The 23,163-nt window shown below is 73.2% G+C and carries 20 protein-coding genes and 1 pseudogene; 3 read left to right on the top strand and 18 right to left on the bottom strand.

Annotated elements, in window-relative coordinates; translation table 11 throughout:
• Positions 1–71 precede the first annotated feature (71 nt).
• Positions 72–455, bottom strand: a complete 384-nt coding sequence (locus GKE82_RS07350; protein ID WP_154732855.1) for a double zinc ribbon domain-containing protein — start codon at positions 453–455, stop codon at positions 72–74.
• Positions 456–516: 61 nt separating this feature from the next.
• On the opposite strand from GKE82_RS07350, the gene GKE82_RS07355 reads away from it, so the two are divergent.
• Positions 517–1,341: a cytochrome c oxidase assembly protein gene (locus GKE82_RS07355; RefSeq protein ID WP_154732856.1), complete on the top strand. Its 825-nt coding sequence runs from the start codon at positions 517–519 to the stop codon at positions 1,339–1,341.
• 24 nt (positions 1,342–1,365) lie between these two features.
• On the opposite strand, the gene GKE82_RS07360 is transcribed toward GKE82_RS07355, so the two are convergent.
• The 13 genes and pseudogenes from GKE82_RS07360 to GKE82_RS28045 form a co-directional block, all read right to left on the bottom strand.
• Positions 1,366–2,367 carry a sugar phosphate nucleotidyltransferase gene (locus GKE82_RS07360; protein WP_154732857.1) on the bottom strand — a complete coding sequence of 334 codons (1,002 nt, stop codon included), beginning with the start codon at positions 2,365–2,367 and terminating at the stop codon, positions 1,366–1,368.
• A 49-nt stretch (positions 2,368–2,416) separates the two neighbouring features.
• Positions 2,417–3,670, bottom strand: a complete 1,254-nt coding sequence (gene ahcY, locus GKE82_RS07365) for an adenosylhomocysteinase (protein WP_309233482.1) — start codon at positions 3,668–3,670, stop codon at positions 2,417–2,419.
• A 295-nt stretch (positions 3,671–3,965) separates the two neighbouring features.
• Entirely contained in the window at positions 3,966–5,426 is a 1,461-nt protein-coding gene (gene ahcY / locus GKE82_RS07370; RefSeq protein WP_107569797.1) for an adenosylhomocysteinase, read from the bottom strand.
• A 17-nt stretch (positions 5,427–5,443) separates the two neighbouring features.
• Positions 5,444–5,809, bottom strand: a complete 366-nt coding sequence (locus GKE82_RS07375) for a MerR family transcriptional regulator (protein ID WP_107569275.1) — start codon at positions 5,807–5,809, stop codon at positions 5,444–5,446.
• A gap of 32 nt (positions 5,810–5,841) precedes the next feature.
• On the bottom strand, positions 5,842–6,822 hold the full coding sequence (locus GKE82_RS07380) for a calcium-binding protein (protein ID WP_154732859.1): 981 nt from the start codon (positions 6,820–6,822) through the stop codon (positions 5,842–5,844).
• Between the two features lie 46 nt (positions 6,823–6,868).
• Positions 6,869–8,572 (bottom strand): annotated as a pseudogene (locus GKE82_RS28035) (calcium-binding protein); the annotation flags it as partial.
• A 508-nt stretch (positions 8,573–9,080) separates the two neighbouring features.
• Complete coding sequence (locus tag GKE82_RS07390) at positions 9,081–10,145, bottom strand: bifunctional phosphoglucose/phosphomannose isomerase (RefSeq protein WP_154732861.1); 1,065 nt, start codon at positions 10,143–10,145, stop codon at positions 9,081–9,083.
• A gap of 28 nt (positions 10,146–10,173) precedes the next feature.
• A complete protein-coding gene (locus GKE82_RS07395) occupies positions 10,174–11,283 on the bottom strand; it encodes a sugar phosphate nucleotidyltransferase (protein WP_154732862.1) in 1,110 nt (369 codons plus the stop codon).
• A gap of 14 nt (positions 11,284–11,297) precedes the next feature.
• Positions 11,298–12,611 (bottom strand): UDP-glucose/GDP-mannose dehydrogenase family protein, encoded by a 1,314-nt coding sequence (locus GKE82_RS07400; protein WP_154732863.1) that lies wholly within the window; start codon positions 12,609–12,611, stop codon positions 11,298–11,300.
• Positions 12,612–12,653: 42 nt separating this feature from the next.
• Positions 12,654–14,177, bottom strand: coding sequence for an LCP family protein (locus tag GKE82_RS07405; protein ID WP_154732864.1), 1,524 nt, complete (start codon positions 14,175–14,177; stop codon positions 12,654–12,656).
• Positions 14,174–15,796 (bottom strand): LCP family protein, encoded by a 1,623-nt coding sequence (locus GKE82_RS07410; RefSeq protein WP_154732865.1) that lies wholly within the window; start codon positions 15,794–15,796, stop codon positions 14,174–14,176. The genes GKE82_RS07405 and GKE82_RS07410 overlap by 4 nt, the downstream gene beginning before the upstream one ends.
• On the bottom strand, positions 15,793–16,164 hold the full coding sequence (locus tag GKE82_RS28040; protein ID WP_309233799.1) for a M20/M25/M40 family metallo-hydrolase: 372 nt from the start codon (positions 16,162–16,164) through the stop codon (positions 15,793–15,795). Before GKE82_RS28040 ends, GKE82_RS07410 begins: the two co-directional genes overlap by 4 nt.
• Positions 16,092–16,916 (bottom strand): M20/M25/M40 family metallo-hydrolase, encoded by an 825-nt coding sequence (locus tag GKE82_RS28045; RefSeq protein WP_309233483.1) that lies wholly within the window; start codon positions 16,914–16,916, stop codon positions 16,092–16,094. The genes GKE82_RS28040 and GKE82_RS28045 overlap by 73 nt, the downstream gene beginning before the upstream one ends.
• A gap of 39 nt (positions 16,917–16,955) precedes the next feature.
• Between GKE82_RS28045 and GKE82_RS07420 the strand changes: the two genes are divergently transcribed.
• Positions 16,956–18,062: a trans-acting enoyl reductase family protein gene (locus GKE82_RS07420; protein WP_154732866.1), complete on the top strand. Its 1,107-nt coding sequence runs from the start codon at positions 16,956–16,958 to the stop codon at positions 18,060–18,062.
• 18 nt (positions 18,063–18,080) lie between these two features.
• The gene (locus GKE82_RS07425; RefSeq protein WP_107569258.1) at positions 18,081–18,647 is read left to right on the top strand and encodes a PRC-barrel domain-containing protein; all 567 of its coding nucleotides are present in this window, start codon (positions 18,081–18,083) and stop codon (positions 18,645–18,647) included.
• Positions 18,648–18,729: 82 nt separating this feature from the next.
• On the opposite strand, the gene atpC is transcribed toward GKE82_RS07425, so the two are convergent.
• Genes atpC through atpA form a run of 4 tightly spaced genes read right to left on the bottom strand, consistent with a single transcriptional unit; the run spans position 18,730 to position 23,149 of the window.
• Positions 18,730–19,158 (bottom strand): ATP synthase F1 subunit epsilon, encoded by a 429-nt coding sequence (gene atpC / locus GKE82_RS07430; protein WP_158276844.1) that lies wholly within the window; start codon positions 19,156–19,158, stop codon positions 18,730–18,732.
• Positions 19,159–19,160: 2 nt separating this feature from the next.
• The gene (gene atpD / locus GKE82_RS07435; RefSeq protein WP_107569254.1) at positions 19,161–20,561 is read right to left on the bottom strand and encodes a F0F1 ATP synthase subunit beta; all 1,401 of its coding nucleotides are present in this window, start codon (positions 20,559–20,561) and stop codon (positions 19,161–19,163) included.
• A 44-nt stretch (positions 20,562–20,605) separates the two neighbouring features.
• Positions 20,606–21,508, bottom strand: coding sequence for an ATP synthase F1 subunit gamma (atpG, locus tag GKE82_RS07440; RefSeq protein ID WP_154732867.1), 903 nt, complete (start codon positions 21,506–21,508; stop codon positions 20,606–20,608).
• A 36-nt stretch (positions 21,509–21,544) separates the two neighbouring features.
• Positions 21,545–23,149 carry a F0F1 ATP synthase subunit alpha gene (gene atpA, locus GKE82_RS07445; RefSeq protein WP_107569250.1) on the bottom strand — a complete coding sequence of 535 codons (1,605 nt, stop codon included), beginning with the start codon at positions 23,147–23,149 and terminating at the stop codon, positions 21,545–21,547.
• Positions 23,150–23,163: the final 14 nt, after the last annotated feature.

The following is a 23,163-nucleotide window of genomic DNA, read 5'->3' on the forward strand; positions in this document are numbered from 1 at the left end:
TCGATCCTGTGGAAGGGACCGACGAGCATGGACACCACGGTGGTCGGACTACGTCCGGACCCGGTGTCCTCCTACACCACTTCTACCGACGTGACCCGGCCCGGGTGCGCGGGCACCGGCACGAGCGTCGCGCCCGCCAGCAGGCCCGGTGGCGCGGTCGCGGCGATCGCCGCGGCGAGCAGGTCGGCCGCCGCGGTCGCGCCGCGGAACTTCAGGGCGGTGACGAGCGTGCGCGCGGGGCCCTCGTGCGCCAGCGGCGCCCAGGCGGCGGCGTAGGCGTGCAGCGCCGCGGGACACGGGCGCCCGCACGGGGCGGGCAGGCCGCAGCGCGCGCAGCGCGGCCCGACGAGCCACGGCAGCGCGCCGCGGCACGCCCCGCAGAGGTCGTGGCCGGGCGCGCGGCAGACGAGGCACTGCGGTGGGACGAGGAGGTGCAGCAGGTCGCGGGCGGTCATCGCGCCATGGTGGCCCGACCCGGCGTCACGGATCCACACCCACCTGCAACGATCGTGTGCGATGTCTGTGTCGCCCGACACGTCCTGGACGTTCGCTCCCGGGCCCGCGCTCCTCGTCGCCCTGCTCCTGGGCGCGTACCTGTGGCGGTTCCGTGCGGTCCGGGCGACCGCCAGCGGCCCGCGCGACGCCCCGGTGTGGCGGCTGTGCGTCTTCCTCCTGGGGATCGTGCTCCTGTGCGCCGCGCTGTTCTCGCCGCTGGACATCCTCGGCGAGCAGATCTTCGCGATGCACATGGTCCAGCACGTGCTGCTGCTGGACATCGTGCCGATCCTGCTGATCCTCGGGCTCACGAAGGTGCTGCTGCGGCCCGCCACCCGTGGCCTGCACCCCCTGGAGCGCCGCGCGGGCTGGTTCGGCGGCCCGGTCTTCGCGATCGTCCTGTACGTCGGCGTGATGTGGATCTGGCACATCCCGGCGCTCTACGACGCGGCGGTCGAGCACCCGTTCGTCCACGTGCTCGAGCACATCTGCTTCACCTTCGGCGGGGGCCTGTACTGGTGGCACCTGCTGTCCCCGATCCGGTCGCGCCTGGCGCTCGGCGGCCTGGGACCGGTCGTCTACATGGTCGTCACGAAGGTCCTCGTCGGGATCCTCGGGATCTTCCTGACCTTCGCGCCCAGCGCGCTGTACGCCGTCTACGAGGAGGGCCCGCGCTACTGGGGCCTGTCGGCGACCGACGACCAGGCGCTGGCCGGGGCGATCATGGCGATCGAGCAGTCGGTCGTCATGGGGATCGCGCTGGCGTTCCTGTTCATCCGCGCGCTCGGCGAGTCCGACCGCGCGGACGAGCGCGCCGAGCGCTACGAGACCCGCGCCGCGTCCTGAGGCGCGCGGGCCGGGCCGGGCGCGTCAGCTCCCCGGCCGGCGGAGGTTCTCGGTGATGCCGACGTGGCCCGCGATGCCGCTGATGAGGATCGAGCCGGCGGGGAGCTCGGTGCCGGGGAAGACGACCGCGTCCTTCAGGCAGGCGCCGTCGCCGATGACCGCCGCGTCGCCGATGACGAGCGGGCCCTGCAGGCGCACGTGCGTGCCGATCGTGACGTCGCGGCCGATCCAGACGGGCGGCTCGACGAGCTCGACGCCCGCGAACGAGCTGCCGTCGCCGAGCACGAGGCCGGGCTCGATCTCCTCGCCCTCGGCCCGCAGGTCCAGACCGCCGGTGATCGCGTCGAAGGTGCCCTGCTTGAGCTCCACGAGCGACCCGACGTCGTTCCAGTACTCGTCGCCGATGTCGTGCACGTGGAACGGCACGTCGTGGGCGAGCAGCGCCGGGAAGACATCGTTGGCGAAGTCGACGAACGCGGAGTCGGGGAAGTAGTCGAAGATCTCCGGCTCGAACAGGTAGATGCAGGTGTTCGCGAGGTCGGAGAGCGCCTCGTCGGGGTGGGGCTTCTCCTGGAAGGCGCTGATGCGGCCCTGCGCGTCGTGGACGATCACCCCGTACTCCTGGGTGTCGGCGACCTGCTTGGCCGCGATCGTGGCGACGCCGCCGTTCGCGCGGTGCGCGGCGAGGAACCGCTCGATGTCGATGTCGGTGAGCGCGTCCCCGGAGAACACGAGGAAGGTGCCGTCGCCGAAGAACTCGCGGCAGCGGCGCACGCCGCCCGCGGTGCCGGAGAGCTCCTCCTCCTCGACGTACTCGATCGCGTCCCCGAAGTAGTCGCGGATCGTGTCGGGGAAGTAGTGGAGGTTCGCGACGATGTCCTGGATGCCCGCGCGGCGCAGGTGGTCGACGATGTGCGCCATCACCGGCCGGTCGAGGACCGGGACCATCGGCTTCGGGATCTCGTGGGTCAGGGGGCGCAGCCGGGTGCCGAGGCCGGCGGCGAGGACCTGTGCTCTGATCTCCATGCGGGACGGACGGTACCGCCCCGCGGCTTCGGCGGGCGTGCCGACGCGCCTACGGCGCGGGGTCCCAGGTCGTGCGGTAGGCGGCCTGCTCGTCGCTGAGCGTGTCGATCTGCACGCCGAGCGACGCGAGCTTGAGCCGGGCGATCTCGCGGTCGACGCGCTCGGGGACCGGGTGCACGCCGGGGCCGAGCGCGCCGCGGCGCAGCACGAGCTCCTCGGCGGCGAGGGCCTGGTTGGCGAAGCTCATGTCCATGACCGCGGCCGGGTGGCCCTGGGCGGCGGCGAGGTTCACGACGCGCCCGGAGGCGAGCAGGTTGAGCCGCCGGCCGCCGAGGTCGACCTGGTCGACGAGCGGCAGCACCGGGACGGGCGGGCCGACGGCGGCCGCGCGCAGGGCGGGCAGGTCGATCTCGACGTCGAAGTGCCCGGCGTTGGCGAGGACCGCGCCGTCCTTCATGCGCGCGAAGTGCTCGGCGCGCAGCACCCGGGCGACGCCGGTGACGGTGATGAAGACGTCGCCGCGCTCGGCGGCGGTCAGGGCCGGGAGGACCTCGTAGCCCTCCATGCGGGCCTCGAGCGCGCGGCGCTCGTCGACCTCGCAGACGACGACGATCGCGCCCATGCCGCGGGCGCGTTGCGCGATGCCCTTCCCGGTCCAGCCGTAGCCGAGGACGACGACGGTGCGCCCGGCGAGCAGCAGGTTGGTGGCGCGCAGGATCCCGTCGAGCGTGGACTGCCCGGTGCCGTAGCGGTCGTTGAAGACCCGCTCGGAGAGCGCCTCGTTGACGGCGATGACGGGCACGGCGAGCCGGTCCTGGGCCTCGAGGGCGCGCAGGCGCACGAGGCCCGTGGTGGTCTCCTCGGTGGCGCCGAGCATCCCCTCGAGGACGCCGGGGTGGGCGGCGTGGATGACGCTGACGAGGTCGGCGCCGTCGTCGAGCGTGATCTGCGGGCTGCGGGCGACGAGCGCCCCGACGTGCGCGACGTAGGCGTCGAGGTCCTCGCCGCGGCGGGCGTGGACCTCCGCCCCGTCCTCGACGGCGAGGGCGGCGGCGACGTCGTCCTGCGTGGAGAGCGGGTTGGCGGCGGCGAGCGCGACCTCGGCGCCGCCGGCGAGGAGGGCCCGGACGAGGTTGGCCGTCTCCGCGGTGACGTGCAGGCACGCGGCGACGACGACGCCCTCCAGCGGGCGCTCCTGCGCGAACCGCTCCCGCAGGGCGGCCAGGACCGGCATCTGGGCGTCGGCCCAGTCGATGCGGTCCCGGCCGGCGGCCGCGAGCGTCAGGTCGGCGACGTCAGACACGCGACCGCCTGCCCCGGGAGTGCCCGGAGGCCCGGATCGTCGTCCGTGCGGGTGCGCGCACCGGCGTCGACACGGAATGCCCAGAGGCCCGAACCGTCGTCCGTGCGGGCGACCGGGGCGCGGGGCAAGTACGGACGTACGGGCCCTTCGCCCCGGGTGCGCGCACCGGCGTCGACACGGAATGCCCAGAGGCCCGGATCGTCGTCCGTGCGGGCGACCGGGGCGTGGGGCAAGTACGGACGTACGGGCCCTTCGCCCCGGGTGCGCGCACGGACGTCGAGACGGGTCTCTGGGGCTAGTAGCGGTAGTGGTCGGGCTTGTACGGGCCGTCGACCTTGACGCCGATGTAGTCGGCCTGCTCCTGGCTCAGCGGGGTGAGGTTGACGCCGAGGGCGTCGAGGTGCAGGCGGGCGACCTTCTCGTCGAGGTGCTTGGGGAGGACGTAGACGCCGATCGGGTAGTCCTCGGTCTTCGTGTACAGCTCGATCTGGGCGATCGTCTGGTTGGTGAAGGAGTTGGACATGACGAACGACGGGTGGCCGGTGGCGTTGCCGAGGTTCAGCAGGCGGCCCTCGGAGAGGACGATGATCGAGTGGCCGTCGGGGAACTTCCACTCGTCGACCTGCGGCTTGATGTTGATCCGCTCGATGCCCTCGGTCTGCTGGAGGCCGGCCATGTCGATCTCGTTGTCGAAGTGGCCGATGTTGCCGACGATGGCGTTGTGCTTCATCCGGGCCATGTCCTGCGCCTTGATGATGTCCTTGTTGCCGGTCGTGGTGATGAAGACGTCGGCGGTCTCGACGACGTTGTCGAGGGTGTCGACCTGGTAGCCCTCCATGGCGGCCTGGAGCGCGCAGATGGGGTCGATCTCGGTGACGATGACGCGGGCGCCCTGGGCCTTCAGCGAGGCGGCGGAGCCCTTGCCGACGTCGCCGTAGCCGCAGACGACGGCGGTCTTGCCGGCGAGCATGACGTCGACGGCGCGGTTGATGCCGTCGACGAGCGAGTGGCGGCAGCCGTAGAGGTTGTCGAACTTCGACTTGGTGACGGAGTCGTTGACGTTGATGGCCGGGAACAGCAGCTTGCCGTCGCGGTGCATCTCGTAGAGGCGGTGGACGCCGGTGGTCGTCTCCTCGGTGACGCCCTTGATCTCGGCGGCGATCTTCGTGTAGCGCTGGGTGTCCTCGGTGAGGGACTTCTGCAGCAGCGTGAGGAAGATCTCGAACTCCTCGGAGCCGCCGGTGGACGGGTCCGGGACGGCGCCGGCCTCCTCGAACTCCTTGCCCTTGTGGATGAGCATGGTGGCGTCGCCGCCGTCGTCGAGGATCATGTTCGCGGGGCTGCCCTCGGGCCAGCCGGCGACGACGCGCTCGGTGCACCACCAGTACTCCTCGAGGGTCTCGCCCTTCCAGGCGAAGACCGGGACGCCCTGGGGGGCGTCGGGGGTGCCGTTGGGGCCGACGGCGACGGCCGCGGCGGCGTGGTCCTGGGTGGAGAAGATGTTGCAGGAGCACCAGCGGACCTCGGCGCCGAGGGCGGTGAGGGTCTCGATGAGGACCGCGGTCTGGATCGTCATGTGGAGCGACCCGATGATGCGGGCGCCCTTGAGCGGCTGGGAGGGGCCGAACTCCTCGCGGGTGCGCATCAGGCCGGGCATCTCGTGCTCGGCGAGCTGGATCTCCTTGCGGCCGAAGGCGGCGAGGGAGAGGTCGGCGACCTTGTAGTCGTCCGGGGCCAGAACGGTGGTGGTGCTCATCGTGTCCTTGTGGTCGTTCACGTGGGAGGCGCCCCGGCCGCGGCCAGGAGCCTCGAGTGCTTGTCCTGCTCCCAGCTCAGCCAGTCGCTGGCGGGGACGCCGGTGGGGCGCGCCGGTGTGGCCTCGAACCACGCCTCCACCGCGTCCCGCAGGTCGCGGTCGCGGCGCAGGCGTAGTGCGAAGCCCATCTCGCCGAGTCCGAGCTCGTGCTCGCCCAGCAGCTCGCGCAGGGTGCGCAGGCGCTGGAGCTCGGCGGGTCCGTAGAGGCGGTAGCCGCCGCTGGAGCGTTCGGGCTCGATGAGCCCGAGGCGCTCGACGTAGCGGAGCATGCGGGGCGACCAGCCGGTCGTCTCGGCAGCCTCGTTGATGGTCAGCGCGTCCATCCGCGGGCAACCTTACCACGATCGTGTCAAGGTTACCCGCGGCGGACGACCTCGCAGTGGCGCACCGTGTCGTCGGGGTCGGCGTCGACGACGTCGCGCCCGGGGCCGCAGTCGATGCGGTCGCGGCCGTCGGCCGCGGCGAAGACCCGGTCGTCGCCCGCCCCCGCCTCGATGACGTCGCGCCCGGCGCCGCTGCGCAGCCGGTCGTTCCCGCCGCCGCCGCGCAGCACGTCGTCGCCGGCGTCGCCCTGGACGTAGTCGGCTCCGGGCCCGCCGTCGACGAGGTCCGGTCCGCCGCCGCCGTACATCGTGTCGGGGCCGGCGTGCCCGAACAGCAGGTCGGGGGCGGCGGTCCCCGGCTGGTAGTCGCCCCAGAGGACGTCCTCCCCGTCGCCGCCGAGGAACAGGTCGGCGCCCGCGCCGCCCAGGAGCTTGTCGGCCAGCGGGGTGCCGACGCGCACGTCGCCGCCCGTGTCGGAGGAGAGGTGGACGTCGCCGCGCCCGGGGACGTGCGGCTCGGCGGCGGCGACGATCCGCTCGCAGCCGACGAGCAGCGCGGGCGACGCGACCTCCCGGGCGGCGGGCGTCGCGGTCGGGGCGTCGCCGCGCGGGACGTCGACGAACAGCAGGTCCTCGCCGGGGCCGCAGTCGATGAGCTCCTCCTTGCCGCCGTCGTTGGCGGCGAGCACGTCGTCACCGGCGCCCGCGTAGAAGCGGTCCCGGCCGGTGCCGCCGAGCAGCTGGTCGTCACCGTCGCCCGCGCGGATCGTGTCGGGCCCGGAGCCCCCGTCGAGCAGGTCGTTGCCGCTGCCGCCGTCCAGGACGTCGGGGGCCTCGTCGCCGGCGAGGCTGTCGCCGCCGGCGCCGCCGCTGAGCGTGTCGTGGCCGAAGCCGCCGCTGAGGGTGTCGTCGCCGTCGCGGCCGAGCAGCCGGTCGTCGCCCGAGGCGCCCTCCAGGGCGTCGGACCCGGGCCCGCCGTCGAGCCGGTCGGACCCGGTCTGCCCGGCGAGCACGTCGGCGTCCGGGCCGCCGAGCAGCCGGTCGGGGGCCTCCCTCGCCGCGCAGGAGGTCGACGCCGGGACCGCCGTCGAGCGTGTCCGAGCCGGTCCCGCCGTAGAGCCGGTCGTCGCCGGTGCCGCCGAGCAGGCGGTCGGCCCCGCGGCCGCCGGAGAGCCGGTCGCGGCCGCCGAGGCCGCGCAGGACGTCGGCGCCGCGCCCGCCCCGGAGCGCGTCGGCGCGCGCGGTGCCGCGCACGGTGCGGGCGGCGCGGGCGCGCGGGGCGGTGCCGGGGGGCGCGACCGGCCGGGGCGCGGCGACGACCTGGCGGCGCGGCAGCACGCAGCCGCGCAGCGCGTCGGCGCGGTCGGCGGAGACCGCGTCGGCCGCGTCGCAGGCGACCGCGTCGCCCTCGCCGTCGTCGAAGGCGATGACGGCGTCCGCCCCCGCGTCGCCGCGCAGCACGTCGCGGCCCTGCTGGCCGCTCAGCGCGTCGTCGCCGCCGCCGCCGGCGATCCGGTCGGCGCCCGCCCCGCCGAGCAGCACCTCGGCCGCCGGACCGCCCGTGAGCACGTCGGCGGCCGCGGTCCCGACGAGCGTCTCGACGTCGGCGGCGACGTCGTCGCCCTCCCCCGCCGCCCCGTCGTCGGCGCCGCCGCCGACGGTCACGGTGACGCCGGCGCCGCGCCCGGCGTAGGAGACCTCGTCGCGACCGGCGCCCCCGACGAGCCGGTCGCCGCCGGTCCCGCCGAAGAGGCGGTCGTCGCCGTCGGCCCCGAGCAGGGTGTCGGCGCCCGGCGTGCCGAGGAGGACGTCGTCGTGCGGGGAGCCGATGACGACCGAGAAGCCGGTGCCGTCGATGCGGTCGAGCCCGACGGTGTTCGGCAGCGCGTCCCCGGACGCCTGGCCCGCGCCGAACGGCGCGACGACCCCGGTCGGCCAGCGCGAGAGGTCGAGGGTGTCGGTGCCGCCGCGTCCCGCGAAGCCGCGCGACGTGCCCGGGTGCGCGACGAAGCGGTCGTCGCCCGGCCCGCCCTCGAGCAGCTCGACGTCGGCGCCGACGAGATCGCCCTCGCCCGGGGCGCCGTCGTCGGCGGCGCGGCCGTCGGGGGTGACGGTCGCCCCGGGGCCGTCGGGGTAGCTGACCGTGTCGCGGTCGCCGCCGCCGCCGGCGAGCGCGTCGGGACCGGGGCCGCCGGTCAGCCGGTCGGCGCCCTCGCCACCGGCGAGCCGGTCGGCGCCCGGGCCGCCCTCGAGCTGGTCGTCGCCCTCGCCGGCGTCGAGCAGGTCGTCGCCGCTGCCGCCGTCGAGGCGGTCGGCGCCGCCCTCGGTCCGCAGCGTGTCGGTGCCCGCGCCGCCGTCCAGGACGGCGTCGAGCCGCAGCCCGGTCGCGGCGAGCGTGTCGTTCCCGTCGTCGCCGAACAGGGTGATGCGCCCCGACGGGACGCCGGCCTCCTGGAAGGCGGCGAGCCGGTCGTCGCCCGTGCCGCCGCTCGCGGTGCCCTCGTGACGCAGCTGCAGCCGGTCGTTCCCGGCCCCGCCGTAGAGCGTGGGCTGCTCGGTGCGGTCCCCCACGACCGTGAGCTCGTCGTCGCCGCTGCCGCCGGCGAGGACGTCGACGTCGCGCAGCCGCTCGTCGAGGCCGACGCCGCCGTTGCCGGTCCCGCCGATCTCCAGGCGCACGGGCTCGGTGGCGGCGGAGGCGTCGAGCGTGTCGCGGCCGGTGCCGCCGCCGATCGCGTCGAAGCCCGGGCTGGCGAGGACCACGTCCGCGCCGTCTCCCCGGCGACCAGGTCGTCGCCCGGACCCGGGTCGACGTGGTCGGTCCGGAAGCTGCCGGCGACGACGTCGTTGCCTGGGCCGGCGACGACGTCGAGCGCCACCGAGCCGCTCGCGGTGAGGACGTCGTCGCCGTCCCCGAGCTCGACGCGGGCGAGCGGCGCGTCGAGCGCCGGGTTGGGCGCGACCTCGCAGATGACCGAGATGCCGAAGCTCGTGCAGCCCGAGCCCGCCACCGGGTCGCTGCCGGTCGCCCCACGGGCGACCCGGACGGCGGTGTGGTACCCCTCGACGACGAGCTCGTCCGCGTCCCCGGGCGCGGTCCGCACCACGACGCGGTCGGACTCGACCGCGACCGTCGCGGCGCGTGCGTCCGCGGTCCCGACGGTCAGCAGGACCGCCGTGAGCAGTCCCAGGGTCCCTCCCGTCGGCCGCATGGGCGCAAGCATGACGGCTCGCCGCGACGGGTGTCGCGGCAAGCCCGGGGAGGCCGGACTCAGCGCGCGGCGAGCTCGCCCTTGAGCTGCTCGACCGAGGTGAGCGGCGCCGGGTCCTGGCCGCGCAGGACCGCGAGGTAGAGCGAGACGAGGTCGCCGAGGAGCACGAGCGAGAAGACCCGCTCCGCAGCCGTCGTGCCGACCGAGGAGACCACGTGGGTCGAGGTCGCGTGCGGCGCCACGAGCTGGCGCGTCAGCTCGATCCGGCCGCCCATCCGCGGGTGGGAGTCGCAGTCGTCGAGGAAGACCGCGGCGAACGGGCCGAGCCCGGCCGCGCCCTCCCACGCCTGGATCTCGTTGTGGTCGAGCTCGGGCAGCTCGTGCGAGAACGCCGGGAGCTTCGCGTTGGCGTTCAGCTGGCTCTTCCAGCGGTACGCGACCGGCGCGGTGACCCCGCAGCCCGCGATCACCGGCACGCTGCCGTGCAGCGCGCGGGCGAGGCTCTTGGCCAGGCCGTCCTCGGGCCCGTCGGGTCCCCACGCGTCGACGAGCTCCTCCAGGTGCTCGGCGGCGACGTCGAGGTCGGACGCCAGGCGCGGGCCGGCGCCGCACTGCGCGGCGACCTCGAGCGCGGCCACGGTCATGTAGCCGACCGCGGCCCGGGAGCGCAGGCCGCCCGCCATCGGGATGACCGGCACGCCCTCCTTGCGGGCGAGCTTCGCAAGCGCGCCGCCGGTCGTGCAGACGACGCGCCGCGCGCCGAGCGCACCCGCCGCCTCGTAGCAGGCCAGCACCTCCTCGGTGTTCCCCGAGTAGCTCGTGCACAGGACGGTCGTGTCGGGCGTCGTCCACGGCGGCAGCGCGTAGTCGCGCGTGGTGAGGATCGGGCGCACCGCGTGGTCGCCGAGGATCGCGCGGGCCAGCAGGCCGCCCATGCCCGCCCCGCCCATGCCCGCGACGACGAGCCCGGCGGCGCTGTCCCAGCCGGTCATGCCCGCCGACTCCGCCTTCCACAGCGCGTCGCGCAGGTGCTCGGGCAGCGCGAGGACGTCGGTGACCTGGTCGGTGGTGTCGACCGCGGCGACCGCCTCACGGTCCAGCGGCGTGCGCTCCGTCGTGCTCATCCCTCTCTCCTCCTGCTGCACTCGCGGCTCAGAACCGGACGGCGCCGTCACCGACGGTCGCGCCCGGGAAGATCTTGACGCCCCGCGACAGGACGTTGTCCGCGCCGACGGTCGTGCCCTCGCCGAGCACGGCCTCCTGCTCGACGACGGTGCGCTCCCCGACCGTGGCCCGCGGGGCGACGATCGCGTCGCGCACGACCGCGTCGGCCGCGACGCTCGCGCCGTCCAGGACGATGCTGCGCTCGACGGTGGCGCCCGCGGCGACGGACGCGCCCGCGCCGATCACCGCGCCGGGACCGACGGTGGCGCCGGCCGCGACGGCGGCGCCCGCCTCGACGATCGCCGGGGCGATCACGGTGGCGCCGTCGGCGACGTCGCCCGCGACGGCCAGCCCGTCGGTCAGGCGGTCGAGCACCTGGGTCGTCACGTTGCCGGCGAGGATGTCGGAGGTGCCCTGCAGGTAGCGCTGCGGGGTGCCGATGTCCAGCCAGTAGGCGGAGCGGTCGGCGGAGGCGTACAGGCCGTTGCCGACGAGCGCGGGCCACACCTGCGTCTCGATCGACACGTTCTGGTCGGGCTCGATCATGTCGAGGACCGAGCGCTCGAGGACGTAGATGCCCGCCGAGATGAGGTACTCGTCGATGCCGCCGAGCTGGTCCGGGCCGGGCTTCTCGAGGAAGCCGGTGACCGCGCCGTCGTCCTGCGTGAGGACGAGGCCGTAGGCGGACGGGTCGGTGACGGGCACGAGGCCGAGCGTCGCGGTCGCCCCGGTGCGCTCGTGCTGGGCGATCTGCGCGCTGACGTCGACGTCGGTGAGGACGTCGCCGTTGAGCATCAGGAACCGCTCCTGCAGGTGGTCCTGCGCGAACTTCAGCGCGCCCGCGGTGCCGCGCGGCTCGGGCTCCTGCAGGTAGGTGAGGCGCACGCCGTAGTCGGAGCCGTCCCCGAGCGCGGCCTGCACCGCGTCGGGCAGGAAGCCGCAGGCCATGACGACGTCGTCGACCCCGTGGCCGCGCAGCCACTGGAGCATGTACGCCATGAACGGCCGATCGACGAACGTGACGATCGGCTTCGGGATGCCGGAGGTGAGCGGCCTGAGCCGCGTTCCCTCGCCGCCGACCAGGATCACCGCCTGCATTCCGTGCCTCCTCCTCAGCCTCGGCCGATGCCTTCGTACGTGAGCCCGGCGCCACGGACGGCGTCGGGGTCCAGCGCGTTGCGTCCGTCGATGACGGTGGTGCCGGCCATCAGGCGGGCGACCTGCGTCCAGTCCAGGCTGCGGAACTCGTCCCACTCGGTGACGAGCACGAGCGCGTCGGCGTCGGTGAGGGCGTCGAGTGCGTCCTCGGCGAAGCGGACGCCCTGGATGAGCTTGCGGGCCTCGTCCTCGGCGATCGGGTCGAACGCGCTGACGAGCGCCCCGGCCGCCTGCAGCCGCGCCGACAGCACGAGCGAGGACGCCTCGCGCATGTCGTCGGTGTTGGGCTTGAACGCGAGGCCGAGCAGCGCGATCCGCTTGCCGACCAGCGGCCCGAGGTGCTTCTCGAGCTTGCCGATCACGCGGCGCTTCTGCAGCTCGTTGACCTCGATGACCGAGTTCAGCAGCTGGAAGTGGTAGCCGGAGTTGCCCGCGAGCTGCTTGAGCGCCGTGACGTCCTTCGGGAAGCAGGAGCCGCCGAAGCCGATGCCGGGCTGCAGGAACTTCGGGCCGATGCGGCTGTCGAGGCCCATGCCCTTGGCGACCTCGAGGACGTCGGCGCCGGTCTCCTCGCAGACGTTGGCGATCTCGTTGATGAACGAGATCTTCGTGGCGAGGAACGCGTTGGCCGCGAGCTTCACCATCTCGGCGCTCGCAATGTCCGTGCGGACGAGCTCGCCCGGGCCCTCGCCGCCGTGCTCGGCGGTGAGCAGCGGCCGGTAGAGCTCGACGACCGCGTCGCCCGCCCAGTCGCCGTCGTCGCCGACGACCACGCGGTCGGGCTGCAGGAAGTCGTCGATCGCCGAGCCCTCCTTGAGGAACTCGGGGCAGGACACGTAGCGGAAGCCGCTCTTGCCCTGCTCCTCGAACAGCCGCTTGATGTTCTTGCCGGTTCCGCAGGGCACCGTCGACTTCATGACCAGCGCGTGCCGGTCGGAGGCGGGCATCGCCCCGACGACCGCGTGGACGGCCGAGAGGTCCGCGTCACCCGAGTAGGTGGGCGGGGTGCCGACCGCGACGAACAGCAGGCGCGCGTTGTCCAGCGCGTCCGGGATGTCGGTCGAGAAGTGCATGCGCTCGCGGTTGCGGGCGATCATCTCGGTGAGACCGGGCTCGTAGATCGGGATCTCACCCTGCTTGAGGCGCTCGATCTTGCCGGCGTCGATGTCGATGCAGTAGACGTCGCTGCCGAGCTCCGCGAAGCCCGCCGCAGTGACGAGTCCGACGTAGCCGGTGCCGATGACGCCGATGGGCTCTCGCTCTGCCATGAGGCGGGGAAGGCTAGCGACCCGGGCGCACGGACCGTCGCCTCAGTCGGCGCCGACCCGCGTCAGCGACTCCGCGATCCCCAGCATCTGCGCGTTGCTGAGGGACTGCAGCAGCGTGTTGTGGACCCAGTAGGCGGCCCGCTCGGTGCGCCACGCGACCATCCGCAGGCGGCTGCCGTCGAAGTACAGCTCGTAGGTGCGGCCGGCGATCCGGCGCGTCTCGGACGGGGAGCGCAGGATCGGCGGGTCCTTCCAGGTGGTGCCCTGCACGCCGTAGTACTGGCCGACGCCCGGCGCCTTCACGACCAGCCGGTAGGCGCGGTGGCGGCGCCGGTCGCGGTCGAACAGGTCGTAGGTGCGGCTGTCCTGGGCGCGGTAGTCCGCCCCGAGCGCCGCCCAGCGCGGGAAGTACACGGGGAAGGCGAGCTTGACGCCCAGGCGCACGCCGAGGTCCTCCGCGGTGCGGCGGTCGGCGAACAGGCCGCGCGGGACCGTGCTGCGCCGCGCGGACCGCGGGCGCTGCGCGCGGCGCGTCGGGGAGGACGTCGAGCGCGTGCGGCCGCGGGCCGCCGGGGCGGCCCGCGCGTCCAGGAAGCGCTCGCGCACGCGCCGGAGGTCGTCGGCGCCGATCTCGAGATGGTCGCCGACGTCGAACGCGGGGAAGCGGATCTCGGCGAGCGGCTTGCCGGTCGCGCGGTACACGAGCTTCAGCAGCCGCAGGACCGCACCCGTGCTCTTGATGTCGGTCTGGGTGTAGCGGCCGAAGATCTCGAGCAGCTCGTCGCGGTCGGAGACGAGCCGGGAGATGCCGATCTGGTCCTTGGCCTGGCGCAGGAAGTCCTGCTGGCGGGCGGCGCGGACGAGGTCGGAGTCGAAGTGCCGGTAGCGGACGTAGTCGAGCGCGTCCTGCCCGCACAGCCGCTGGTAGCCGGCCGGCACGTCGATGGTGGCGTAGTCGGGGCCGCCGCCGGCGGGCGGGTCGTTGTCGTTGAAGTACCGGCGGTCGATGTCGGCGTAGACGCAGCCGAGCCGGTCGACCGCACGCCGGAAGCCGCCGAAGTTCACGTTGACGACGTGGTGCACGTCGAACGGCCGGTCGGGGGTCCCCAGCAGCGCCTTGACCGTGCGGACGGCGAGCGTCGGCCCCCCGAGCGAGTACGCGGCGTTGATCTTGTCGGTCCCGTATCCCGGAATCTGCACCTTGAGGTCGCGCGGCAGCGACATGACCGACGTCGCGCCCTTGTCGGGGTCCAGCCGCACGAGGATCAGCGTGTCGCTGAGGCCCTTGACCGTGCCGCGGTCGGCGTAGCGGATGTCGGAGCCGAGCAGCAGCAGCGTCTGCGGCTTGCCGCTGGGGACGTCGGCGAGGACGTTCTCGAGCTTCGGGCCGCGCGGCGGGTCGACGATCGGCTGCAGCGGGTCGACGAGCGTCCCCTTGATCTCCATCAGCGCCGCGGTCGCGGTGCCGACCGCGGTCAGCAGGACGATCAGCAGCCCGCCGAGGGCGAACCGGCGGTAGAGGCCCCAGGCGACGCCGGGCGGGGCGTCGTCGGGGCCGTCGCTCACTTGCCGCCCTCGCCGAAGCGGCCGAGCGTCGCCGCGATGCCGAGCATCTGGTCGTTGGAGAGGTTCGTGGTCAGCGAGTTGGAGACCCAGTAGACGGCCCGCTTGGTCCGCCAGGCGACGAACCGCAGCCGCTCGCCGTCGCGGAACAGCAGCAGCCGGCGGCCGTTCACGACGCGCGTGGAGGTCGGTCGCTTCAGCAGCGGCGGGGTCCGCCAGGTGGTGCCCTGCACGCCCACGTACTGGCCCTCGAGCTGGTTCTGGAGCATCACGATCCGGTAGGCCTGGTGCTTCTTGCCGGCCCGGTCGCGCAGCGTGTAGACGCGCGGGTTCGGGTCGTTGGGCTGGTTGGTCGTGAACCGCCCGGAGTTCGTGATGCGGGTCGGGAAGTACAGCGGGAAGGTCACCTTGCCGCTGGCGACCGTGTTGGCGACGAGGTCCTCGCCCTCACGCCGGACGTTGCGCAGCAGCGAGTAGTCGATCTTCGCCGCCTTCTTGCGCTTGGGCTTCTTCTTCGCGCTGCTGCTCGCGCCGGTCGAGGACGACGAGGAGGACTGCTTCTTCGCCGGCTGCAGCGACGGCGGGTCCTCGAAGCGGCGGACGGTCCGCTCGATCGCCGCGTCGTCGGAGGTGACGTAGGAGACGCCACCCTCCTCGGCGAACGAGCCGGGGAACGGCACCTGCTTGACGGGCTTGCCGGCGCTGAACAACGCGAGCTTCAGGACGCTCTCGAGGCCGGCGACGCTCTTGAGCTGCCCGTCGGCCTGGACGGACTCCTTGAAGATCTCCAGCAGCTTGTCGCGGTCTCCCGCCAGACCGGAGGTCCCGACCTGGTCCTTCATCGCGCGCAGGAAGTCCTGCTGGCGCGCACCGCGGACGAGGTCGTTGTCTGCGTGGCGGAAGCGGACGTAGTCCAGCGCCTTCTGGCCGCACAGCCGCTGGTAGCCGGGGTCGATGTCGATCTCGGCGTACTGCTGGCTCGGCGGCACGCCGACGTTGGAGTGGTAGTAGCGGCGGTCGATGTCGGCGTAGACGCAGCCGACCGTGGTGACGAGCTTGCGGAAGCCGCCGAAGTTCACGTTCAGGACGTGGTTGATCTCGATCCCGAGGACGTCGCGCAGCGTCTCGAGCGTGAGCGCCGGGCCGCCGATCGAGTACGCGTCGTTGAGCTTCGAGGTGCCGTGACCGGGAATCGTGACCTTCAGGTCGCGCGGGATCGACAGGACGGTGATGACGTCCTCGTCGGGGTCGACGCGCACGAGCATCATCGTGTCCGAGCGCGCGGGCAGCGACCGGCGGAGGTTCTTGTTGTTCTTCTTCAGGTCGCTGTAGCGCCGGTCGGAGCCGAGCAGCAGGAACGTGCGCGGGTCGCCCGCCTCGGCGCGGTCGACGCCCTGGTCCTTCTGCGCGCCGTCCCCCTCGCCGATGACGGTGTCCAGGCCGGGCAGGCCGCCGATGTCGTCGGCGACGCCCTTGATCTGCAGCAGGCCGGCGGTCGCCGTGGTCACCGCGACCGCGAGCACGATCGCCAGGCCGCCCAGGAGCGCCTTGAGGATCTGGTTGCGCCCGAGCGGCGGCGGACCGTCGTCGGGGGCCAGGGGCGAGTTCGGGTAGACGCTCATGCGTGTCCCCCTCCTTCCAGGGCGCGGAGCCCGGCGGACGGCTGCTCGAGGTGCGCCGGCAGCGTGCGGACGAAGTCGCCGAGCGCCACGCGGTAGCGCTCCAGCGACGAGATCGAGACCCACTCCTCGGGGCCGTGGTGGCCGCTGCCGACGGGGCCGAACTCGACCGCCGGCACACCGGCCTCCAGGAACGAGATGGCGTCGGACGCGCCGTCGCGCCCGACCGACATCGCGTCGCCCTGGATCGCGCTGCTGATCGCGCTGCGCAGGGCCAGGACGTACGGGTTGCTGCGGCTCACCATCGCGGGAGCGCGCGTGAAGCACTTGACGATCTCGAGATCGGCGATCGTGCGGACCTGGGCGAGGATCTCCCCGGGTCCTGCGTCGGCAGGAAGCGGATGTCGACGTCGATCCAGCAGCGGTCCGGGACCTTGTTGAACGCGTCGCCGCCCTCGATGCGGGCGAGGTTGATCGACGGGCGGTCGAACATGTCCGAGCTCTGCCGGGCGAACGGGAGCGTCTCGATGCGCCGGTAGGCGTCGTGCGCCTTGAGGATCGCGTTGTCGCCCTGCCACGGCGTCGAGCCGTGGGCGGCCCGCCCGCCGACCTCGCAGCGGATCGCCAGCACGCCCTTGGCCTGGACGCCGATGTGGAGGTCGGTCGGCTCGCCGGTGATCGCGAAGTCGCCGCGCAGGCCGTCGGCGATGATCCGGTCGGTCGAGCGGTCCTCCACGTCCTCGCTCTCCTCGTCGGGCACGCAGACGAACAGCACCCGGACGGCGTCCTGGCGGGCGGCGTCGCCGGTGGCGAGCATCATCGCGGCGAGCGCGCCCTTCATGTCGTAGGCGCCGCGGCCGATGAGCCGGTCGCCCTCGACGCGTGGCGTGAACTGGTGGTCGTGCGCGGGCACGACGTCGAGGTGACCGTGGAAGATCACGAGGGGGCCGTCGGCGGGACCGGCCTCCGCGGTGATGACCGGCAGCCCGTGGTGGTCGCGGTGGGCGACGCGCACGTCACGGGACTCCAGCCAGCCCTTCACGAAGGCGGCCGCGGCGTTCAGCTCGTCCGGCTTCGACGTGTCGTACGTCATCAGCCGCTCGGCGAGGGCGCGGGCGTCCATCTCGCACCATGGTAGCCGCTGCCCCGTACGCTGCGGGTCATGTCCGCCCGCATCGTCCTGTTCGGCGCGACCGGCTACACCGGCCGGCTGACGGCCCGGGCGCTCGTCGCCCGGGGCGCACGGCCGGTCCTCGCGGGCCGCAGCGCCCCCGCGCTGGAGGCGCTCGCCGCCGAGCTCGGGGGCCTGCCGACGGCGGTCGCCGACGTCGACCGGCCCGCGTCGGTCCGGGCGCTGGTGGAGGCCGGGGACGTCCTGGTCTCGACCGTCGGGCCGTTCACGCGCTGGGGTGCCCCGGCGGTCGAGGCGGCGATCGACGCGCGCGCCCACTACCTCGACTCGACCGGCGAGACGCCGTTCATCCGGCGGATCTTCGAGTCCTGGGGGCCGCGCGCCGACGCGGCCGGCGTCGGGCTGCTGACCGCGTTCGGCTACGACTGGGTGCCCGGCAACCTCGCGGGCGCGCTGGCGCTCGCCGACGCGGGCGAGCGCGCCTCGCGCGTGCGGATCGGCTACTTCATGACCGGCCGCGGCGGGTCGAACGACATGAGCGGCGGGACGCGGGCGAGCATCGTCGAGGCGCTCACCGAGCCCGCGTTCGCGTTCCGCGACGCCGCGATCGTGACCGAGCGTGCCGCCCGGCACGTCGCCCGGTTCGAGACGAGCCCGGGGCGCTGGAAGTCCGCGGTCTCGGTCGGCACGAGCGAGCACTACGCGCTGCCGCGTCTCGCCGCCGGCGTCCGCGACGTCGAGGTGTTCCTCGGCTGGTTCGGCCCTGCCTCGCGGCCGCTCCAGAAGCTCTCCGCGGCCGGCGCGCCGCTGCTCGCCGTCCCGGGTGTGCGGGGCGCCGTGCGCCGCGCCGGAGCCCGCCTGGTGCCCGGCTCGACCGGTGGCCCGGACGCGCAGGCCCGCGAGCGGACCGGGTCGCTGATCTTCGCCAGCGCGCACGACTCGGTCGGCAACGAGCTCGCGAGCGTCCGGCTGACCGGGGTCAACGGCTACACGTTCACCGGGGAGATCCTCGCCTGGGGCGCGGTCACCGCGGCGGCCTCAGGGCTCCAGGGCACCGGCGCGCTGGGCCCGGCCGACGGCTTCGGCCTCGAGGCGCTCGAGCAGGGATGTCGCGAGGCGGGCATCGAGCGGACGTGACCGGGGTAGACCCGGCCCATGAAGATCGAGCACATCGAGCAGTGGATCGGCCGCGACGTCCTGGACGGCGACGGGGAGAAGGTCGGGAAGCTCTCGGAGGTGCACTTCGACGGCGACCGGCCGGTCGTCGGCGAGATCAGCACCGGGCGGATCTCCAAGAAGCAGCACCTCGTGCCGCTGCGCGAGGCGTCCGCCACGCGCGACGACCTGCGCGTCCCGTACCCGAAGGACACGATCACCGCCGTCGGCGGGCCGGCGCCCGACGGCAGCGTCACCCACGAGGAGCTCGCGGCGGTCGCGCAGGCCTACGGCGTGCATCTCGGCGTCGACGACGGCCCCCGCACGCTGGAGGGCTCCAAGGCCCGCGAGGCGCGCCTCGCCGCCGCGGCGGCCGCCCTGGCCCGCGCCGAGGAGCTCGAGCGCGAGGCCGCGCTGCGCGCCGAGGAGACGCAGGCCGCCGAGGAGCGCGCCCGCGAGGCCGCCGACGCCGTCGAGCAGGCACGGGCCGCGCAGCGGTCCGCCGAGCGCGCCGCCGCCGAGGCCCGGGCGCAGGCCGGTCCCGCCCCGGCGACCACGACCGCCTGACCTCCACCCCACCCATCCCGCGAACGACGACGGGCGCCCACCGGGCGCCCGTCGTCGTGCTGCGTGGATGGGTCCGCCGACGCTACTGCGCGTCGCCCGACGCGACGCTGAGGAACATCTCCCAGCGGCGCCGGTCGCGGATGGCGTTCTTCTGCGCCTCGGACTGCGGCTCGGCCGCGTCGAACGCGGCGTTGGCCTTGTCGAGCTTGGCCTGGAGGTCCGCGGTGTCGAGGTCCTCCGGCTTGATCGCCTCCTCGGTGAGGATGAGGACCTTGCCCTCGGCGATCTGCACGTAGCCCTCGCCCTGCGCGAACCGGGTCGGCGGCTGCTCCTCACCGTCGGCGTAGAGCCGCAGCTCCGCGGGCGCGAGCATGCCGAGCAGCGGCGCGTGGTTGGCCCGGATGCCGATGGAGCCCGTCTCGGTGCGCGTCGAGACCATCTCGACGTCGCCCGCGAAGACCTCGCCCTCCGGCGTCAGGACCTCGACCGTGAATGTCGCGTGCCCCGCCACGGTCAGGCCTTGGCGGCGGCCACGACGTCGTCGATCGTGCCCTTGAGGTAGAAGGCGCGCTCGGGCAGGTCGTCGTGCTGGCCCTCGAGGATCTCCTTGAAGCCGCGGATCGACTCGGCGATCGGCACGTACGCGCCGGGGGTGCCGGTGAACTGCTCGGCGACGTGGAACGGCTGCGACAGGAAGCGCTCGATGCGCCGCGCGCGGCCGACGACGAGCTTGTCCTCCTCGGAGAGCTCGTCGATGCCGAGGATGGCGATGATGTCCTGCAGCTCCTTGTAGCGCTGCAGCAGCTCCTTGGTCGCGTTGGCGACCGCGAAGTGCTCCTCGCCGAGGATGTCCGGCTTGAGGATGGTGGACGTCGAGTCGAGCGGGTCGACCGCCGGGTAGATCCCCTTCTCGGAGATCGCCCGCGAGAGGACCGTCGTCGCGTTCAGGTGGTTGAACACCGACGCCGGGGCGGGGTCGGTGAGGTCGTCCGCGGGGACGTAGATGGCCTGCACCGAGGTGACCGAGCCCTGGCGGGTCGAGGTGATCCGCTCCTGCAGCTGGCCCATCTCGGACTCGAGCGTCGGCTGGTAGCCGACCTGCGAGGGCATGCGGCCCAGGAGCGCCGAGACCTCGGAGCCCGCCTGGACGAAGCGGAAGATGTTGTCGACGAACAGGAGCACGTCCTGGCCGCCCTGCTCGCGGAAGTACTCCGCCATGGTCAGGCCGGACAGCGCGACGCGCATGCGCGCACCGGGCGGCTCGTTCATCTGGCCGAAGACGAGCATCGTCTTGTCGATGACGCCCGACTCCTTCATCTCGAGCCAGAGGTCGTTGCCCTCGCGGGAGCGCTCGCCGACGCCGCAGAACGCGGACAGGCCGCCGTGCTCCTTGGCGAGGTTGTGGATGAGCTCCTGGATGAGGACGGTCTTGCCGACGCCGGCGCCGCCGAAGAGGCCGATCTTGCCGCCCTTGGCATAGGGGGCGAGGAGGTCGATGACCTTGATGCCGGTCTCGAACATCTCGGCCGTCGGCGTGAGGTTCTCGACGTCCGGAGCGGGACGGTGGATCGGCCAGCGCTCCTGCGCCTCGACGGCGGGGCCGTCGTCGATCGCCTCGCCGAGGAGGTTGAAGATGCGGCCGAGGGTGGCCTGGCCGACGGGCACGGTGATCGGGCCGCCGGTGTCGATCACGTCGACGCCGCGGGCGAGGCCGTCGGTCGCGTCCATGGCGACCGCGCGGACGCGGTCGTCGCCGAGGTGCTGCTGCACCTCGAGCACGAGGGTGGCGCCGTTGAGCTCGACCTCGAGGGCGCTGTTGATCTCGGGGAGCTTGTCCGCGAACGAGGCCTCGATGACGACGCCGTTGATGACCTCGATCTTGCCGACGTTCTTGGTGAGGGTGCTGGCTTCCATGATGTCTTCCGGTTTCGGGAGGGTCGGGAGAGGCTTCGCGGGTCCTACAGCGCCTCGGCGCCGGCCACGACCTCGAGGATTTCCTGGGTGATCGCGGCCTTGCGGGCGCGGTTCAGATCGAGCGTCAGCGAGCTGATCAGCTCACCGGCGTTCTCGGAGGCGTTGCGCATCGCGGTCATGCGCGCGCCGTGCTCGGAGGCCGTGGACTCCAGGAGCGCGCGGAACAGCGAGATCTCGACGTAGTCGGGGACGAGGCGCCCGAGGATCTTGTCGGGGTCGGGCTCGTACTCGACGAGGGCGTGGTGACCCGTGTCCTCGGTCACGTCCTCCCCCACCTCGGCCTCGTCGACGATCGTCGCGTGCTGCAGCGGCAGGAGCACCTCGCGGCGCACCAGCTGCGTCATCGCCGACACGTAGCCGTTGTAGAAAACCTCGACCTGGTCGAGCTTGCCGTCCGCGTAGGCCGCCATGAGGTCCTCGGCGATCTCGCGGGCGTTCGCGTAGGCGGGACGGTCGGAGAACCCGACGTACTCGCCCTCGAGGTGCAGCTTGCGGAACGTCAGCGAGCTGACGCCGCGACGGCCGGCCGCGTAGAACACGACCTGCTTGCCCTGCTCGCGGTGCTCCTCGGCGGCCTTCAGGCCGGCGCGGATGATCTGCGAGTTGAAGGCGCCCGCCAGGCCACGGTCGCCCGTGACGAGGAGGATGCCGACGGTGTCGACCGACTCGTGCTGCGTCAGCACGGGCAGGTTCGGCACGTTGCCCGCGGCCTCGGAGGCCTGCCGGGCCATCCGGCGCACCGCGCCCGCGTACGGGCGCAGCGCCTCGATGCGCAGCTCGGCGCGGCGCAGGCGCGCCGCGGCGACCATCTGCATCGCGCCGGTGATCTTCTGGATGTTCTTGACCGAGCCGACGCGGCTCTTCAGCGATTTGAGATCTGCGGGCATGGTGGTCGGGAGGGCTCCTCTCTACCGGGCCGGGGCCTAGACGGCGGCCGGCTCGGCCGACGCGGAGGACTCGATGCCGGCACCGGACGTGACGGTGGCCGCGTCCTCCTCCGGGTTGCCCTCCTCGTCGAGGTCGTAGCCGAAGTCCTTCGACCACCCGGCGACGAGCGTGTCGACCTCGGACTGCGTGCCGTCCGACCAGTCACCGCCGGCGATCTTCTCCAGCAGCGGGGCGGCCTCGGCGCGCGCCCGACGGAGCAGGCCCTCGAGGAACTCGGGGACGCGGCTGGTCAGGATGCGGTCGATGTAGCCGTTGGTGGCGGCGAACAGCTGGATCGTCTGCTCGGCGACGTTCAGCGGCGAGCGCTCGTTCTGGTTCAGCGTCGCGACGAGGCGCTCGCCGCGGGCCAGGGTCTTGCGGGTGTCCGCGTCGAGGTCGGAGCCGAACTGCGCGAACGCCTCGAGCTCGCGGTACTGGGAGAGCTCGCCCTTGATCTTGCCGGCGACCTTCTTCATCGGGCCGATCTGCGCCGAGCCGCCGACGCGCGACACCGAGATGCCGACGTTGATGGCCGGGCGGACGCCCGAGTTGAAGAGCTTCGGCTCGAGGAAGATCTGCCCGTCGGTGATCGAGATGACGTTCGTCGGGATGAACGCGGAGACGTCGCCCGCCTGCGTCTCGATGATCGGGAGCGAGGTCATGGACCCGCCGCCGAGCTCGTCGTTGAGCTTGACCGCGCGCTCGAGCAGGCGGCTGTGCAGGTAGAAGACGTCGCCCGGGTACGCCTCGCGGCCCGGCGGGCGGCGCAGCAGCAGCGACATCTGGCGGTACGCGTACGCGTGCTGGGTGAGGTCGTCGTACACGGTCAGCGCGTGGCCGCCCTTGTAGAGGAAGTACTCGCCCATCGCGCAGCCCGCGTAGGGCGCGAGGAACTTGATCGGCGCGGCCTCGTCGGCCGGGGCGGCGACGATGATCGCGTTGTCGAGCGCGCCGGCCTCCTCGAGGGTCTTGGCGAGCTGGACGACGGTCGCCATGCGCTTGCCGATGGCGACGTAGATCGAGACGACGCCGGTCGCCTTGTTGTTCATGATCGCGTCGAGCGCGATCGCGGTCTTGCCGGTCTGGCGGTCGCCGATGATGAGCTCGCGCTGGCCACGGCCGATCGGGATCATGGCGTCGATCGCCTTGATGCCGGTCTGCAGCGGCTCCTTCACCGGCTGACGCGAGACGACGCCGGGGGCCTTGAACTCGACCGGGCGGTACTCGGCGGGCGTGATGTCGCCCTTGCCGTCGAGCGGGTTGCCGAGCGGGTCGACGATGCGGCCGAGGAACTCGTCGCCGACCGGGATCTCGAGGAGCTTGCCGGTGCGCTTGGCGGTGTCGCCCTCGACGACCTTCTGCCACGGGCCGAACAGCACGGCGCCGACGTTGTCGGCCTCGAGGTTCAGCGCGAGGCCGGTGACCCCGTGCGGGAGCTCGAGACGCTCGAACGCCATGCAGTTCTCGAGCCCGTGGATGCGGGCGATGCCGTCGGCGACGGACAGGACGGTGCCGACCTCGGTGAGCTCGGCGGAGCCGGCGTCGAGGCCCTCGATGCGGCTCTTGAGGATGCTGGTGATCTCGTCGGGCTTGATCTGCATGACGTGGGAGGTCT

The organism is Conexibacter sp. W3-3-2 (assembly GCF_009707605.1).
Lineage (GTDB): Bacteria > Actinomycetota > Thermoleophilia > Solirubrobacterales > Solirubrobacteraceae > Paraconexibacter > Paraconexibacter algicola.